The organism is Streptomyces sp. NPDC045778 (genome assembly GCF_056431945.1).
In genome coordinates this window covers 221,885-235,886 of sequence record NZ_JBWKJZ010000012.1, presented here as the reverse complement: position 1 = coordinate 235,886, position 14,002 = coordinate 221,885, and the positions used below count along the sequence as shown (strand labels likewise).

At 74.5% G+C, this 14,002-nt stretch carries 15 protein-coding genes and 1 tRNA gene; 7 read left to right on the top strand and 9 right to left on the bottom strand.

The window, feature by feature from the left end; genetic code table 11:
• The first annotated feature begins 291 nt into the window (after positions 1 to 291).
• On the top strand, positions 292 to 1,032 hold the full coding sequence (locus AC07GB_RS18195; protein ID WP_478846480.1) for a TerD family protein: 741 nt from the start codon (positions 292 to 294) through the stop codon (positions 1,030 to 1,032).
• Positions 1,033 to 1,051: 19 nt separating this feature from the next.
• On the opposite strand, the gene AC07GB_RS18190 is transcribed toward AC07GB_RS18195, so the two are convergent.
• Positions 1,052 to 1,942, bottom strand: coding sequence for a TerD family protein (locus tag AC07GB_RS18190; protein ID WP_478846478.1), 891 nt, complete (start codon positions 1,940 to 1,942; stop codon positions 1,052 to 1,054).
• Positions 1,943 to 2,210: 268 nt separating this feature from the next.
• On the opposite strand from AC07GB_RS18190, the gene AC07GB_RS18185 reads away from it, so the two are divergent.
• The 4 genes from AC07GB_RS18185 to AC07GB_RS18170 all read left to right on the top strand — a co-directional run bounded on the left by AC07GB_RS18185 (position 2,211) and on the right by AC07GB_RS18170 (position 7,012).
• Positions 2,211 to 3,377, top strand: a complete 1,167-nt coding sequence (locus tag AC07GB_RS18185; RefSeq protein ID WP_478846476.1) for an HpcH/HpaI aldolase/citrate lyase family protein — start codon at positions 2,211 to 2,213, stop codon at positions 3,375 to 3,377.
• On the top strand, positions 3,377 to 5,869 hold the full coding sequence (locus AC07GB_RS18180) for a phosphoribosyltransferase (RefSeq protein ID WP_478846474.1): 2,493 nt from the start codon (positions 3,377 to 3,379) through the stop codon (positions 5,867 to 5,869). The genes AC07GB_RS18185 and AC07GB_RS18180 overlap by 1 nt, the downstream gene beginning before the upstream one ends.
• Positions 5,870 to 5,946: 77 nt before the next feature.
• Complete coding sequence (locus tag AC07GB_RS18175; protein ID WP_478846511.1) at positions 5,947 to 6,675, top strand: HAD family hydrolase; 729 nt, start codon at positions 5,947 to 5,949, stop codon at positions 6,673 to 6,675.
• A gap of 127 nt (positions 6,676 to 6,802) precedes the next feature.
• Positions 6,803 to 7,012, top strand: coding sequence for an FmdB family zinc ribbon protein (locus AC07GB_RS18170; RefSeq protein WP_478846472.1), 210 nt, complete (start codon positions 6,803 to 6,805; stop codon positions 7,010 to 7,012).
• Here the strand turns inward: AC07GB_RS18170 and AC07GB_RS18165 are convergent.
• The 4 genes from AC07GB_RS18165 to AC07GB_RS18150 all read right to left on the bottom strand — a co-directional run bounded on the left by AC07GB_RS18165 (position 7,009) and on the right by AC07GB_RS18150 (position 11,080).
• Positions 7,009 to 7,992 carry a sugar kinase gene (locus AC07GB_RS18165; RefSeq protein ID WP_478846470.1) on the bottom strand — a complete coding sequence of 328 codons (984 nt, stop codon included), beginning with the start codon at positions 7,990 to 7,992 and terminating at the stop codon, positions 7,009 to 7,011. The genes AC07GB_RS18170 and AC07GB_RS18165 overlap by 4 nt on opposite strands.
• Positions 7,989 to 8,660, bottom strand: coding sequence for a bifunctional 4-hydroxy-2-oxoglutarate aldolase/2-dehydro-3-deoxy-phosphogluconate aldolase (locus tag AC07GB_RS18160; protein WP_478846468.1), 672 nt, complete (start codon positions 8,658 to 8,660; stop codon positions 7,989 to 7,991). The genes AC07GB_RS18165 and AC07GB_RS18160 overlap by 4 nt, the downstream gene beginning before the upstream one ends.
• Positions 8,661 to 8,710: 50 nt before the next feature.
• Positions 8,711 to 10,072: a hypothetical protein gene (locus AC07GB_RS18155; RefSeq protein ID WP_478846466.1), complete on the bottom strand. Its 1,362-nt coding sequence runs from the start codon at positions 10,070 to 10,072 to the stop codon at positions 8,711 to 8,713.
• Between the two features lie 204 nt (positions 10,073 to 10,276).
• The gene (locus AC07GB_RS18150; protein ID WP_478846465.1) at positions 10,277 to 11,080 is read right to left on the bottom strand and encodes a DUF4097 family beta strand repeat-containing protein; all 804 of its coding nucleotides are present in this window, start codon (positions 11,078 to 11,080) and stop codon (positions 10,277 to 10,279) included.
• 177 nt (positions 11,081 to 11,257) lie between these two features.
• On the opposite strand from AC07GB_RS18150, the gene AC07GB_RS18145 reads away from it, so the two are divergent.
• Positions 11,258 to 11,329, top strand: a tRNA-Val gene (locus AC07GB_RS18145).
• Positions 11,330 to 11,365: 36 nt separating this feature from the next.
• On the opposite strand, the gene AC07GB_RS18140 is transcribed toward AC07GB_RS18145, so the two are convergent.
• The 3 genes from AC07GB_RS18140 to AC07GB_RS18130 form a co-directional block, all read right to left on the bottom strand.
• The gene (locus AC07GB_RS18140; RefSeq protein ID WP_478846463.1) at positions 11,366 to 11,905 is read right to left on the bottom strand and encodes a hypothetical protein; all 540 of its coding nucleotides are present in this window, start codon (positions 11,903 to 11,905) and stop codon (positions 11,366 to 11,368) included.
• A gap of 127 nt (positions 11,906 to 12,032) precedes the next feature.
• Positions 12,033 to 12,290, bottom strand: coding sequence for a hypothetical protein (locus AC07GB_RS18135; RefSeq protein ID WP_478846461.1), 258 nt, complete (start codon positions 12,288 to 12,290; stop codon positions 12,033 to 12,035).
• Positions 12,291 to 12,414: 124 nt separating this feature from the next.
• Positions 12,415 to 12,774 (bottom strand): hypothetical protein, encoded by a 360-nt coding sequence (locus AC07GB_RS18130; protein ID WP_478846459.1) that lies wholly within the window; start codon positions 12,772 to 12,774, stop codon positions 12,415 to 12,417.
• Between the two features lie 96 nt (positions 12,775 to 12,870).
• Here AC07GB_RS18130 and AC07GB_RS18125 point away from each other — a divergent pair, with 96 nt between their 5' ends.
• Complete coding sequence (locus tag AC07GB_RS18125) at positions 12,871 to 13,092, top strand: DUF2277 domain-containing protein (protein ID WP_478846457.1); 222 nt, start codon at positions 12,871 to 12,873, stop codon at positions 13,090 to 13,092.
• Positions 13,093 to 13,230: 138 nt separating this feature from the next.
• Here the strand turns inward: AC07GB_RS18125 and AC07GB_RS18120 are convergent, their stop codons facing one another.
• Positions 13,231 to 13,836, bottom strand: coding sequence for a DedA family protein (locus AC07GB_RS18120; protein ID WP_478846455.1), 606 nt, complete (start codon positions 13,834 to 13,836; stop codon positions 13,231 to 13,233).
• Positions 13,837 to 14,002 lie beyond the last annotated feature (166 nt).

Here is a 14,002-nt window from a genome sequence, read left to right as displayed (position 1 = left end):
GGCGGGGACGGAGGGGGGGGATTTGGTTTGGAAAGGAAAGACTGGTGCCTCTTCGGGCGTCGGGCGACCCCTTACCTGACCAAAGGCACCACGTTGGCGGCTCCCCCCGCGCGGGGGACGCCGCCAGTGGCGTCCGCGGACCGCCGTACGGTGATCTGGATCACTGAACGGGACGTGTGACACCGCCTCCGGTGAGGAACTCTTCTGTTCGGGGCGGCTGTTGGGGCGCGACTCCCCGGCCGCCCCAGGGGCGCGGCGGATGGTGACCGGGGCATCGAGTGGGGGGTAGGCATGGGCTTCTTCGACGGTCTGCGGCCCGGGCGGGCGATGGACTTCGCGGCGGGCGCGGCCGCGACGAACGCCATCGAGCTGACCAAGCGGCACCCGATGGTCTCGCTCAGCAAACAGGGCGCGGCCACGGGGAACCTCCGCGTCAACCTCTCCTGGCAGATGCGGACGTCCGACCTCATCGGCAAGAGGCGCGGCGGCGGTGGGCTGCTGCGCCACCCCTTCAAGCTGTTCCAGCCCGAAGAGGTCCAGGCGCACACCCAGAGCATGGTCAATGTGGACCTCGACCTCGGCTGTCTGTACGAGCTGGCGGACGGGGCCAAGGGCGTGGTGCAGCCGCTCGGCAACTTCTTCGGCAGCCTGAACTCGCCGCCGTACGTGAAGGGCAGCGGCGACGACCGGTTCGGCTCCGGCACCGGCGAGACGCTGTACGTCAACCTCGACCACCGGGAGTCCATCAGGCGGCTCCTGGTGTTCGTCTACATCTACGACCAGACCCCGGCCTTCGACCGTACGCACGCCAAGGTCACGCTCTACCCCAGCAACGGCCCGCGGATCGAGATCGACCTGGACGAGCGCCAGCCGCAGGCGCGCTCCTGCGCGGTGGTCCTCCTGGAGAACATCAAGGACGAGCTGATCGTGCGCCGCGAGGTGAAGTTCGTGTACGGCTTCCAGGCCGAGCTGGACCGGCTCTACGGCTGGGGCCTCCAGTGGGGCCGCGGCTACAAGTCCAAGGTCGGCTGAGCCGCCGCCCGCGCCCCGCTCAGCGCGGCAGGAACTGCGGCCCCTGCGGCGGCATCCGGAAGGCGGGGTCGGGCACCGGCGGGACCGGTTGCGGATAGCCGTACGCCGGCTGGGGCGCCACCGGAGGCTGGGTGACGTGCGCGGCCGCGGGCTGCGGGTAGCCGTAGGCGGGCTGCGGCGCCGGGTACCGCGGCGGCTCGGGCGGGTAGCCGTACGAGGGCTGGGGCGCGACGGCGGGCGCGGGCGGCGCGGCCGGGTACTGCGTGGCGGGCTGCGGCTGGGCGGGGTGGGCGGCCGGGGGCTGCGCGGCGGCGCCGGGCCCGCGCGGCAGCGAGGCGTCCGGGGTGGGCTCGGGCACGGCCTCCGACTCGTCCACGGAGATGCCGAAGTCGGTGGCGAGGCCCACCAGGCCGTCGGAGTACCCCTCGCCCAGGGCGCGGAACTTCCAGCCCTCGCCGCGGCGGTACAGCTCGCCGCAGATCAGCGCGGTCTCGGCGCCGGTCTGCGGGGTGATGTCGAAGTACGCGAGCGGCTCGGCGGTGGCCGGTGCCGCGGCGTCGTACAGCAGGATCCGCAGGTCCCGTACCCGCTCGAAAGGCACGTTGTCGGCGGAGGCGACGAGCAGGACGCGGTCGACGGCCGCCTCCAGGCCCGCGAGGTCCGTCTGGACGGTGTCCGTCAGGCCGTCGGCCAGGCGCTTCTGGCCCAGGCGCCAGACCTTGCCGGAGGGGTGGCGCGGCTGGTTGTAGAAGACGAAGTCCTCGTCGGAGCGCACCCGGCCGTCGGTGCCGAGCAGCAGCGCCGACGCGTCGACGACGGGGGAGCCCTGGCTCAGCGTCCAGCGCAGGACCGCGCGGACCGCGGTGGCTTCCAGCGGGACGTTCGACCCCTTCAACATCGCGTGCGTCATGCCGTCATCCTGCCCTTCTTGTCCCGGGCGATACAACGCGGGGGCCCGGGGTACTGCCCCTGACCCGAGGGCCCTGACCCAAGGGGGCGCCTTGTCCTATGACACCCGGTTGTGCCGGTGTGGTGCCGAGGTGTACGTCATGGCCGGGTTACCTGGATTTCACACCCGAGGGGAACCCCGGACACTCGCCTTTACGTACTATTACCGGCCATGTCTTCGGATCGCATACGCGATGCGGGCGGAATCAGGAGAATCCCAGGGGAACCCCATGCGTCACTTCGGGCACATAGCCCCAGAGGTGCGAGAGCGCCTCTTTCACAGGGAGCCGTGCGCCTTCACCGCGGACTCCCCGCCGCAGCTCATCGCCGCCGCTCTCGGCGCCACGCTGTACAGCCCGGCCACGCGGCCGCGGCTGGCCGACGACATCCTCAAGCAGGCCGGCCGTGGCGTGATCTCGATGGTCGTCTGCCTGGAGGACTCCATCGACGACGCCGAGGTCGTGGGCGCCGAGGAGAATCTGGTCCGGCACTTCGTGGACCTCGCGGGGCGGGCGGACGCCGAGCCGCCGCTGCTCTTCATCCGCGTCCGCGACCCCGAGCAGATCGGGGACCTGACCCGCAGGCTCGGTCCCGCGGTCCGTCTCCTGTCCGGATTCGTACTGCCGAAGTTCACCGAGGAACGGGGCGTTCCGTTCCTGGAGTCGCTCGCCGCCGCGGAGACGGCGAGCGGGCGGCGCCTGTTCGCGATGCCGGTCCTCGAATCGCCGCAGCTGCTGTATCTGGAGAGCCGCGCCGAGACGATCGCCGGGATCGCCCGCACCGTCGACAAGTACCGCGACCGGGTGCTGGCGCTGCGGCTCGGCGTCACCGACTTCTGCTCGGCGTACGGCCTGCGCAGGCCCCCGCACATGACCGCGTACGACGTGCAGATCGTCGCCTCCGTCATCGCCGACGTGGTGAACCACCTCGGCCGCGCCGACGGCACCGGCTTCATCGTGACCGGGCCCGTCTGGGAGTACTTCCGCGTCCAGGAGCGGATGTTCAAGCCGCAGCTCCGCCAGAGCCCGTTCCTTGCGGGCCGCGCCGAGGAACTGCGCCAGGCCCTGATCGAGCACGACCTCGACGGCCTGCTGCGCGAGATCGAGCTGGACCGGGCCAACGGCCTGCTCGGCAAGACCTGCATCCACCCCTCGCACGTCACGCCCGTGCACGCCCTGTCCGTGGTCAGCCACGAGGAGTACGGCGACGCCCAGGACATCCTGCGCCCCGAGCGCGACGGCGGCGGAGTCATGCGGTCCGCGTACACGAACAAGATGAACGAGGTGAAGCCGCACCGCGCCTGGGCCGAGCGGACCCTGCGCCGCGCCGAGGTCTTCGGCGTCGCGCGCGAGGACGTCGGCTTCGTGGAGCTGCTCTCGGCGGGACTGCCCACCTGATGGCGCGACGGAGCGAAGAAGTGACAGTGAGCGACGGAAAGGCGTCGAAGAACGTGGTGTGGTCGGGTACGTGGGTCGCCGAGCGGCTCGGTGTGGAGCTGGCCGGCGACGAGGGGCTGCGGGAGCTGCTCGGGCTCGCGCTGCGGCGCAACCCCAAGCGCGCCCACCTCCTGGTGTCGAACGTGCTCGGCAAGCACGTGCCGCAGCTGCCCTCGGTGGTGCGGCACTCCGGGTACGAGCTGGGCCTGCGGGTGCGCGAGCTGCTCGGCCCCGACGCCTGCGCGCGCGCCGTCGTGCTCGGTTACGCGGAGACGGCGACGGGCCTCGGCCACTGCGTCGCCGACGGCGTCGCGGACGCCCCCTACCTGCACTCCACGCGCCGCCCCGTCCCGGGCGTGGCCCCGGCGGGCGGCTTCGAGGAGTCCCACTCGCACGCCACCTCGCACCTGCTGCTGCCCGAGGACCCCCGGCTGCTCGCGGGCACGGGTCCGCTGGTCCTCGTGGACGACGAGTTCTCCACCGGCAACACCGTCCTCAACACCGTCCGCGCCCTGCACGCGCGCTTCCCGCGCGAGCGGTACGTCATCGTGGCCCTGGTCGACATGCGCGCCCCCGCCGACCGCGACCGCCTCGACGCCTTCGCCGCGGAGATCGGGGCCCGCGTCGACCTGGTGACCCTCGCGTCGGGCACGGTGCGGCTGCCGGAGGGCGTCCTGGAGAAGGGCCGGGCACTCGTCGAGGAGCACGAGGAGCACGAGGGCGTGCCTGCGGCCCGGCCCGCGCCGCGCGCCGCGCGCGCCCCCGTCACCCGGGTCGGCCTGGCCTGGCCCGACGGTGTCCCCGACGGCGGCCGGCACGGCTTCACGCCCGCGCACCGGGGCCGGCTGGCCGCCGCCCTCCCCGGCATGGCGGAGCGGATCGCGGGGGCGCTGCCCGAGGGGGCCAGGCGCGTCCTCGTCCTCGGCTTCGAGGAGCTGATGTACGCGCCGCTCGCGCTCGGCGTCGCCCTGGAGGGGCACCTCGGTGAGACGGCGGAGGTCCGCTACTCCACCACCACCCGCTCACCCGTCCTCGCCCTCGACGACCCCGGCTACGCCATCCGCACCCGGCTCGTCTTCCCCGCCCACGACGACCCCGCCGACGGGCCCGGCGACCGCTACGCCTACAACGTGGCGGGCGGCGGCTTCGACGCGGTCGTCGCCGTCGTCGACTCCACCGCCGACACGGCCGCCCTGCACGCCCCCGACGGCCTGCTCGCCCAGCTGTCCGCGCACACGGGGCACGTGCTGCTCGCCGTCGTCCCCTCGTACGCACCCGAAAGGTCCCCGTCCGTGCTGCCCGAGCCCCTCCGTGGCCCCGCCTTCTCCTCGTACGCGCCCGACGACGTCGGCTGGCTGCTCCAGGACCTCTCGGAGGTCACGCTCGAAGCGCCCACCGAGGAGCGCGAGGAGGCGATCCAGAGCGGCGGGGCGCACTACGCCGAGTCGCTGCCGGTCGAGTACCAGCCGAGCGCGCGGTACCAGGAGCTGTTCCGGGCCGCGCTCGACACCTCCGCCGCCCGGATCGCGCAGGCCGTCGGCACGGTCACCGAGACGGTCATCGCCGAGCGCTCGCCGCGCCCCGTGCTCGTGTCCCTGGCCCGTGCGGGCACCCCCGTCGGCGTCCTGATGCGCCGCTGGGCGCTCCACCGCCACGGCCTCGACCTGCCGCACTACGCGGTGTCCATCGTGCGCGGCCGCGGCATCGACGCCAACGCGCTGCGCTGGCTCGCCGCGCACCACGACCCGGCCGACGTCGTCTTCGTCGACGGCTGGACGGGCAAGGGCGCCATCACCCGCGAACTCGCCGCAGCGATAAGGGAGTTCGAAGAGGCCGAGGGTGTCACCGGTTTCAACCCGGACATGGCCGTGCTCGCCGACCCGGGCTCCTGCGTGCGCACGTACGGTACCCGCGAGGACTACCTCATCCCCTCCGCCTGCCTCAACTCCACGGTCTCCGGGCTCATCTCGCGCACCGTGCTGCGCGCCGACCTCGTCGGCCCCGACGACTTCCACGGCGCGAAGTTCTACCGCGACCTCGCGGACGCCGACGTCTCCGCGGACTTCGTGGCCGCGGTCGCCGCCCGCTTCGACGAAGTGGCCGAGGCCGTGGACACACGGGTCAAGGACATCCTGGCCGCCGACCGCGCCCCCACCTGGGAGGGCTGGGCCGCCGTGGAGCGGATCAGCGAGGAGTACGGCATCCACGACGTGAACCTCGTCAAGCCCGGCGTCGGCGAGACCACGCGCGTGCTCCTTCGCCGCGTGCCCTGGAAGATCCTCGCCCGGGCCGGGGCGGGCCCCGACCTCGACCACGTCCGGCTGCTGGCCGCCCAGCGCGGCGTGCCCGTCGAGGAGGTGGAGCAACTCCCGTACACCTGCGTGGGGTTGATCCACCCCCAGTACACGCGCGGGGCGACCGGCGCCGACGGCAAGGCGGTGACCGGAGCGTGAGCGCCCGCCCCGTGCGGCTGGTCGCAAGCGACCTCGACCGCACCCTCATCTACTCCGCCGCCGCGCTCGGCCTGCGCATGCCCGACGCCGAGGCGCCGCGTCTGCTCTGCGTCGAGGTGTACGAGGGCAAGCCGCTGTCGTACGTCACGGAGGCCGCGGCCGGGCTCCTCGCGGAGCTTGCCCGGGCCGCCGTGTTCGTGCCGACGACCACGCGCACACGCGAGCAGTACGCGCGCATCCACCTGCCGGGCCCGGCGCCCGCGTACGCGATCTGCGCCAACGGCGGCCACCTGCTCGTCGACGGCGTCTCCGACCCCGCCTGGCGCGCGGCCGTCGACCGGCGCATCGCCGCGGACTGCGCCCCCCTGGAGGAGGTCCGCGCCCATCTGCTGCGCACCGCCGACCCGGCCTGGCTGCTGAAGGAGCGCGTCGCCGAGGACCTCTTCGCCTATCTGGTCGTCGAGCGGGCCCTGCTGCCGGACGGCTGGGTCAAGGAACTCGGCGCGTGGGCGGAGCAGCGCGGCTGGACCGTCTCGCTCCAGGGGCGCAAGGTGTACGCCGTGCCGCGGCCGCTCACCAAGAGCGCGGCCATGCGCGAGGTCGCGCGGCGGGCCGGCGCCGACGAGACGCTGGCCGCGGGGGACTCCCTGCTCGACGCGGACCTCCTGGCCGCGGCGGACCGCGCCTTCCGGCCCTCGCACGGGGAGCTGGCCGAGGTGGGCTGGACGGCGCCGGGGCTGGTGGTGGTGCCGGAGGCGGGGGTGGCGGCGGGGGAGTCGATCCTGCGGCGCTTCCTGTCGGAGTGACCTTCGCGGGGCGCCCCAGGCCCGCCCCTTCCCGAACCGGAGGCTGGCCGCCCCGGGGGTCTGGGGGCGGAGCCCCCAGGATCGGGAAGGGGCGGACCCGGGGCGCGGCGCGGCGTAAAATTGGGGCATGCCTCGTTACGAGTACCGTTGCCGTCCCTGCGGGGACACCTTCGAGTTGAGCCGGCCGATGGCGGAGTCCGCGGAGCCCGCGGTGTGTCCGGCCGGGCACGAGGACACCGTGAAGCTCCTGTCGACCGTGGTGGTCGGCGGCACCACCCCGGCCCCGGCGGCCGGAGGGGGCGGCGGCGGTTGCTGTGGCGGCGGCTGCTGCGGCTAGCGCAGCACGTCGTCCGCGCCGAGCAGCCCCAACTCCGCCCGCGTGGGGGCGCCTTCCCAGTCCCCGCGCGAGGCGACCGCGAAGGCCCCGGTGGTCACCGCCCGCTCAAGGCGCCCCGGCACGTCAGCGCCGTCGAGCAGCGCGGACAGATACCCGGCGACGAACGCGTCCCCGGCGCCCACGGTGTCGACGACGCGCACCGGCACCGCGGGGCGGTGCCACGACGCGCCCCCGTCCGCGTACGCGGCGGCGCCGTCCGCGCCCAGCTTCACGACGACCTCCGGGACGCCGAGCCGCAGCAGCCGCTCCGCCGACTCCCGTACGCCGCCCGGCTCTTCGCCCGGTGCCAGGCACACCGGCAGCTCGTCCGCGGAGGCCACGAGCACGTCGACGTACGGCGTCCAGGGGTGCAGGAAGGTGCCCGCGTCCCGCCTGCTCCACAGCCGGGAGCGGAAGTTGACGTCCAGGCAGACGGGCACGGCGTGCTCGCGCGCGAGGCGCAACACGCGCTCCCAGGCGGCGCGGGCCGCCTCGCCGAGGGCCGGGGTGACACCGGTCAGGTGCAGCACGCGCGGCGGCGCGGCGGCGAAGGCCCGCGCGACGGCCTCCGCGTCGACCTGCGATCCGGCGGAGCCCGAGCGGTAGTAGTGGACCCGCGTCACCTGCGGAAGGCGCGGCTCGAAGAGGATCAGGCCGGTGGGCGCGCGCGGGTCGCGGCCGGCGTGCGAGACGTCCACGCCCTCGGCCCGCAGCGTCCGCAGGACCAGCTCACCGGCCTCGTCGTCGCCGACGGCGCCCGCCCAGGTCGCGGCGTGCCCGAGCCGGGCGAGGCCCACGGCCACGTTCGACTCGGCCCCCGCGACGGACACCGTCATGGTGCCGCCCAGCTTCAGCGGTCCCTCGCCGCGCAGGGCCGCCATGGTCTCCCCGAAGGTGAACACGTCCGGGCCCGGGCCGTCGCCCGCGCACACCCCGCTCACGCGCACACCGCCACGAACCGCCGCGCGCGGGCCCGCAGCGCGTCCAGGTCACCGCCGTCCGCCGCGTCCGCGACGAGGGGCGAACCGACGCCCACCGCCGCGGCACCGTGCTCCAGATAGGCCCGCGCCGCGTCCGCGTCCACGCCGCCGACCGGCACGAACGGCAGGTCGGGGAACGGGCCGCGGAGCGCCTTCAGATAGTCGGGGCCGCCCGTCGCCGACGCGGGGAAGACCTTCAGGGCGGTCGCGCCCGCCGCGCTCGCGGCGATCACGTCGGTCGGGGTGAGGACGCCCGCGAGCACGGGCAGGCGCAGTGCGAGGCCGGTGTCGGCGCCCGCGCCGAGACCGGGCGTCACGATCAGGTTCGCGCCCGCCTCGGCCGCGCCCCGGGCCTCGTCCGCCGTCAGGACCGTGCCCGCGCCGAGCCACGCGTCCGCGCCCAGCTCGGCCCGCGCCCTGCGCAGCACACCGAGCGCGCCGGAGCCGCTCAGCGAGACCTCGACCAGCGGCACACCGGACTCGACGAGCGCCACGACCGTACGGAACGACGCCTCCGGGTCACGGCCGCGCACGATGGCGAGCAGCCGCCGGGCCCGCAGCGCCGCGAGGAAGCCGGCCGCACCCGCGGCCGGACCGTCGGTCGAACTCTTGCTCACACCCTCGGTCATGCCCACAGGCTCGCACAGGCGCAGAGGCGCCCCGACGCGGGGCCCCGGGCTCAGCCGGCGCCCTGGCCGCGCTCCTCGCGGATCCGCGCGACCACGCGCGCCGCCGTGGCGCGCACGGCCTCCATCTCGGTCAGGAACTGCCAGTAGTCGGGGTGGCGGCCCTCCAGGGCGGCCACCGCGTGGTCCAGGCGGGCCACCGACTCGTCCAGCGGGCGCGCGTCCCGAGGGTCGGGGCGCTGGCGGCCCGCCATGGCCAGGCGCTGGGCGTCACGGACCGCGAACCGGGTGCGCTCGATCTCCGCCTGCGGGTCCTTGGAGACCTCGTTCAGCCGCCGCAGCCGGTCGCCGGCGGCGGACACCGCCTCGTCGGTGGAGTTGAGCAGGGCCCGCACGGTCGAAAGCCGCGCCGTGGCGTCCGGCCACCGCTGCTCCTCGCGGGCCCGCTGGGCCTCCGCCAGCTTGGCCTCCGCCTGCCGTACGTTCTCCTCGGCCTGCTCGGGGACGCGCTGGAGGTCCTGCCAGCAGGCCGCGGTGAAGCGGCGGCGCAGCTCGCTGAGGACCGGCTCGACCTGCTCGCTGCGGGTGGTCAGGGCCTGGGCGCGGGTGCGCAGCGTCACCAGGCGCCGGTCGATCTCGCGGGCCCGCTCGGGCAGCCGCTCGGCCTCCGCGCGGACGGCCTCCGCGTCGCGCACGACACGGTCGGCGCGCTGGAGCGTGTCGGCGACGCCGTGCTGCCCCGCGCCCTGGTTGAGCTTGGTCAGCTCGGGCGCGAGCGCGGCGAGCCGCCCCGCGAGGTCGTCGGCCTTCAGGCCCGCGCCGCGCACCGCGTCCAGGGCGTTGCTCGCGGCCAGGAGCGTCTGGCGGGCCCGCTCCACGGCCGGGGCGAGCCGGGCGAGCTGGGTCTCCGCCTTGTCGAGGAGCTGCCCGAGCCCCTGTGAGAAGCGGTCCAGGTCCTGCTTGGTCCTGCCGAGCGCGTCCTTGGCTGCGGTCAGCTCGGTGCGCGCCCGGCCGGCGGCGGATGCCTCCAGGTCGTCCCGGTCCAGGTCGTGCGCGTCCACGGCGGTGATGTACTGGTGGCTGACCTCGTCGATGCGCTGCCCGAACGCCTCGAAGTCGGCGGCGGCGCGCCGCGCGGCGGGCGAGGAGTCCACCGCCACGATCGTCTCGATGGAGATCCGCAGGTCCCGCTGCGCGGTGTCCAGCTCGTAGAACGCGGCGGCCGCCGCGTCCTTGGCGGCCTGCGCCTCGGCCCGGGCGCTCTCCCCACGCCCCCCGAACCACCGCCGCGTGCCGCCTCCGGCGAAGGCCCCGGGGAACACGGCGGCGAGGAGGGGAAGGGGCAGCAGAACGAGCCCTAGAGCATCACGCAGGGGCCGAACGGCAGCGCCCCGCAGGGGCGCGGGGCGAGACATGATGCGGCTCCGCCGCCGGGGCGCGCCCAGCCCACGACGACCCGCGGATGGAGACGAGGGCACCGACGGACAGGCAGAGGAGGCCGTGCCACACCTGTGTGGCTGCGATGGTGTCGCCGTCACTGTCCCTCTCCCGTGCTGTCGTCCGCCCTGCCAGGCCGGTGTCACATTCTCCCACCGGTGGAGGACGAACACACGGGGTGGTCAGTTCGCCGCGCGCACCGTGATGTTGCCGTCGACGCTGCGTACCGACACGTGGTGCGGGCTGTCGTCGGCGCGCGGCACGGACACGTCGACGCCGCCGTCCACGCTCTCGGTGTCCACGCGGTAGCGGGCGTCGGGCAGGCCGACGGTCACGGACCCGTCCTTGCTGTGCGCGCGCACCCGGTCCGGTACGGCGCCGAGTTCGAGCCACACGGAACCGTCCTGGGAGCGGGCGCTGACCCGCTTCGACGTGACGCCGTCGGTCCGCACCGACCCGTCGGTGCTGCTCAGGTCCAGCGGCCCGCTGGAGTTCCGCACGGTCACGCCGCCATCGGCCGTGCGCACCTTCAGGGGCTCGCGGAAGCCGCTGGCGGTGACCTGGCCGTCGCTGTTCAGAATGGTCACGGCGACACCGCGCGGTACGACGACGCGGTGCTTGGCGGAGCAATTGCTGATCACCCCGGCGCACTTCACCCGGAACGTGAGCTTGTCGCCCCCGGCGCTCTGCTTCCACGTGACCTTGGGGCTCTCGCCGAGCACGGTCCGCCCGTCGAACCAGCGCGTGACCCGTACGTCCTTCACGTGGTCCGACACCACGACGTCCAGGGCCGAGTCGCCCGAGTCGAGGGTCAGCGTCCGCCCGGGCAGGCTGAACGTCCGCCGCTCCGGCGTCTTGTCGTCCCCGGCGTCGGCCCCGCACGCGGCGACGAGCCCGAACACGGCCGCCGTGGCCCCGACACCGGCGAGGATCCGCGCGCTCCTCGGCCCCAGCGGACCCGGACGACGGCTGTGGGCGGTGCTCATGACGTTCTCTCCCCTGAAAGCCCCTCGCGACCCGTGCCGCGAGCACACTCCGACCGTACGGAGCGGCACGCGCCCGGGGGATCCGGGCCGCCACCGCATCCGTGGTGGGGATATCCCCCGGGCCTCTCCGGGTGTGCGGGGCACCACCACCGGCAAGGTAGGCTGTCCACTCGTCCCGGGCGCGTAGCTCAGGGGTAGAGCGTCGCCCTTACAAGGCGAATGTCGGCGGTTCGAAACCGTCCGCGCCCACCGGGTTCAGCAGCACCGACGGCCTCTCGGAGATCCTCACGATCCCCGGGGGGCCTTCGTGCTGTCCGTGGTCAGGACCGCCTCGGCCTTCTTCAGTGCGTGGGCGCGCAGTTGGCGCCATTGCGTCAGTTCCGGGCGGTGGTCCGCGCGGACCTCGGCTAGGGAGCGGTGGGCGTGGGCGGCTTCAGGTTTGAGGTTGTTCACCACTGTCGATACGCGGAACCAGCGCTTCTGGTCGCCGTACAGGGTGCGCTGCGCGGCGGCCAGGCAGCCGTCGGTGTGGGCGCCCACGGAGTGGCCCGTCGGGAGGGTCAGGGAGAGTTCCGTGCGGCCGGTGCCGAACAGGGCGCGGGCCACGCGCTCCCGCTCGGTGCCGGACGGCGGGCGTTCGCCCCGGCGGGGCGGGGTGAGGCCCCGGTGGCTCAGGCAGCTGTCGGTGAGCCGCTGCTGCGCCGCCTTGATGACGTCGTCGGGGGAGGGCGCGGGCGGACGCGGCGCCGGGGACGCGCATCCCGCCGCGAGGGCGCCCGCCAGGAGGACGGGCAGCGGTACGGAGGCGAGGGCGCGCAGGCGCATGGGGGCTCCCGGGGTGGGCTCGGCACGGTGCGTGCGCAGGATCCCCGGTGGCGGCGCGGGTAAGCGTGGTTTCACTCGCGTCGGTGAGTAGTCCTACCGGTTCCGGTGGCGCGGGGGTGGCGTGGGCCTACTTGTGGCGCGCGTGCGTACGGCGGTACCGGCGTTCCCAGCGCTCCTGGCGGGACCGGCGGATGCGGTAGTCGCGGTACGTGGCGGGCGTGCCCGCGCCACCGCCCGCGCTCCCGGTCGTGCCGCCCTTGACCGCGGCGCGGTCGTGGTGGCGGAGCAGGAAGTACGCGATCGCCGCCGCGAGCAGCCACAGCAGCGGCTGGCTGAAGCCGAGGGCGATCAGGACGAGCAGCAGGGCGATCGTCAGGACAGTCATGGGTACCTCCGCAGGCTGGACGCGGGGGCTGGGCGTGGCCTTCATGGACAGGGGCGGGCCCGCGCGGCGCGGAGCGGGGTCGGCTCCGGAGCGCGCACCCCGGGTCGCGAGGGCGTACGCGGGCTCATCGGGCCTCGGGCGGGGCGTCGGCCGCGGCCCGGTGGACGTGCTTGAGCCTCATCCGGGTATCCACCGCCTCCGGTCCCGAAACCTGCTCCCAGAAGCGGTGGCACGTCACGAACACGGCCAGCTCGCGCTCCCGCGCGCGCAGCTTCTCCACCTCGGCCTGCTCGTCCGGGCTCCAGCCGGGCGTGGCCGGGCGCTCCAGCTTGCGCCAGCCGTGGTCGTCGCTGAAGCCGTCGTGCGGCTCGACGGACCAGGGGAGGCGGCGGAGCAGCGCGTGCAGCTCGGACCTGACCTGGTGCAGCTCCTCCTGGGCGGACAGGAGGTCATCGGGAAACGCGGGCGGGGGAGACTCGGGCACGCCGTAATGCTACTCCTGTTCGAATTTGTGAGGCGAGGGGCGCGCGAGGCGAAGGAGGGGTTCTCGCCAGGGGGCGGGACGCGCGAAGCTGGAGGCATGTGCCGCAGCATCAAGACCCTTCGCCCGCCCGCGCTCGCCGAGGAGGCCACCGAGGACGAGATCCGGGCGGCCGCGCTCCAGTACGTCCGCAAGGTGTCCGGGTTCCGGGCGCCCGCCGCGCACAACCAGGAGGTGTTCGACCGGGCCGTGGACGCGGTGGCCGCCGCTACGGCCGAGCTGCTCGGAAGCCTCGAAGTGCGCGGAGCCAAGGCCAGGTAGGCCTCAAACGCCGGACGGGCCGCATGCCCACGGCGCGTGCCGGAGCTTTTCAGCCCGTCCGGCGTTTGAGGACAAGCGCGGCAGCGCGGTGCCTGAACCGCGCCGGCGACGGAAGGGCGGGCGGCTGGGGGCAAGCCCCTACGCGGGGCGGCGCACCAGATAGGCCGCCCCCGCGCCCGCGGCGAAGAGGGCCGCGACCGAGACGCCCGTGGCCAGCCAGGTCGCGCCGAGCCACTGGCCGCCGAAGTAGCCGAGGCCCACGCTGTAGCCGGCCCAGGCCACGCCCGCGAGGGCCGACCAGGGCAGGAAGTCGCGCTTGCGGCGGTGCGCGGCGCCCGCGCCGAGGGAGACGATCGAGCGCCCGGCGGGGGCGAAGCGCGCGATGACGACGAGGACGCCGCCGCCCCGCGAGAGGGCCGCGCCGAGCCGCTCCTGGGCGCTGGTCAGGCGCCGGGAGCGGGCGATGGCCCGGTCGAGGCGCTCCCCGCCGCGCCAGGCGATGCGGTAGGCGACGAGGTCGCCGAGCACGGACGCGGTCGCGGCGCACAGCATCAGGAGCAGGATGTCCGGCACGTCGTGCGGCACCCGCCCGGTGCCGGAGCCGGCCGCTGCGGCGGCCGTGGCCGCGGTGATGACGAGGACACCGCTGGGCAGCAGCGGCAGGAACACGTCGAACAGGACGGAGAGGGCCACGACCGCGTAGATCCACGGACTGGCGGTCAGCGCCCCCACACTCTCAAACACCCGAATCTCCCCGTAGCTCCCCGGTCGGCAACTCATCGCCGCGATATCGCGGGGAGCGGCGGGTGGCGGCCTGACGACAGCTGTACAGCGTACGCCGCGAGATCGCCCAGAGATCCACTGGGGGCTCAGTTGTTCGCTACGTCACGTTCACCGGGGGGTCGGTCGT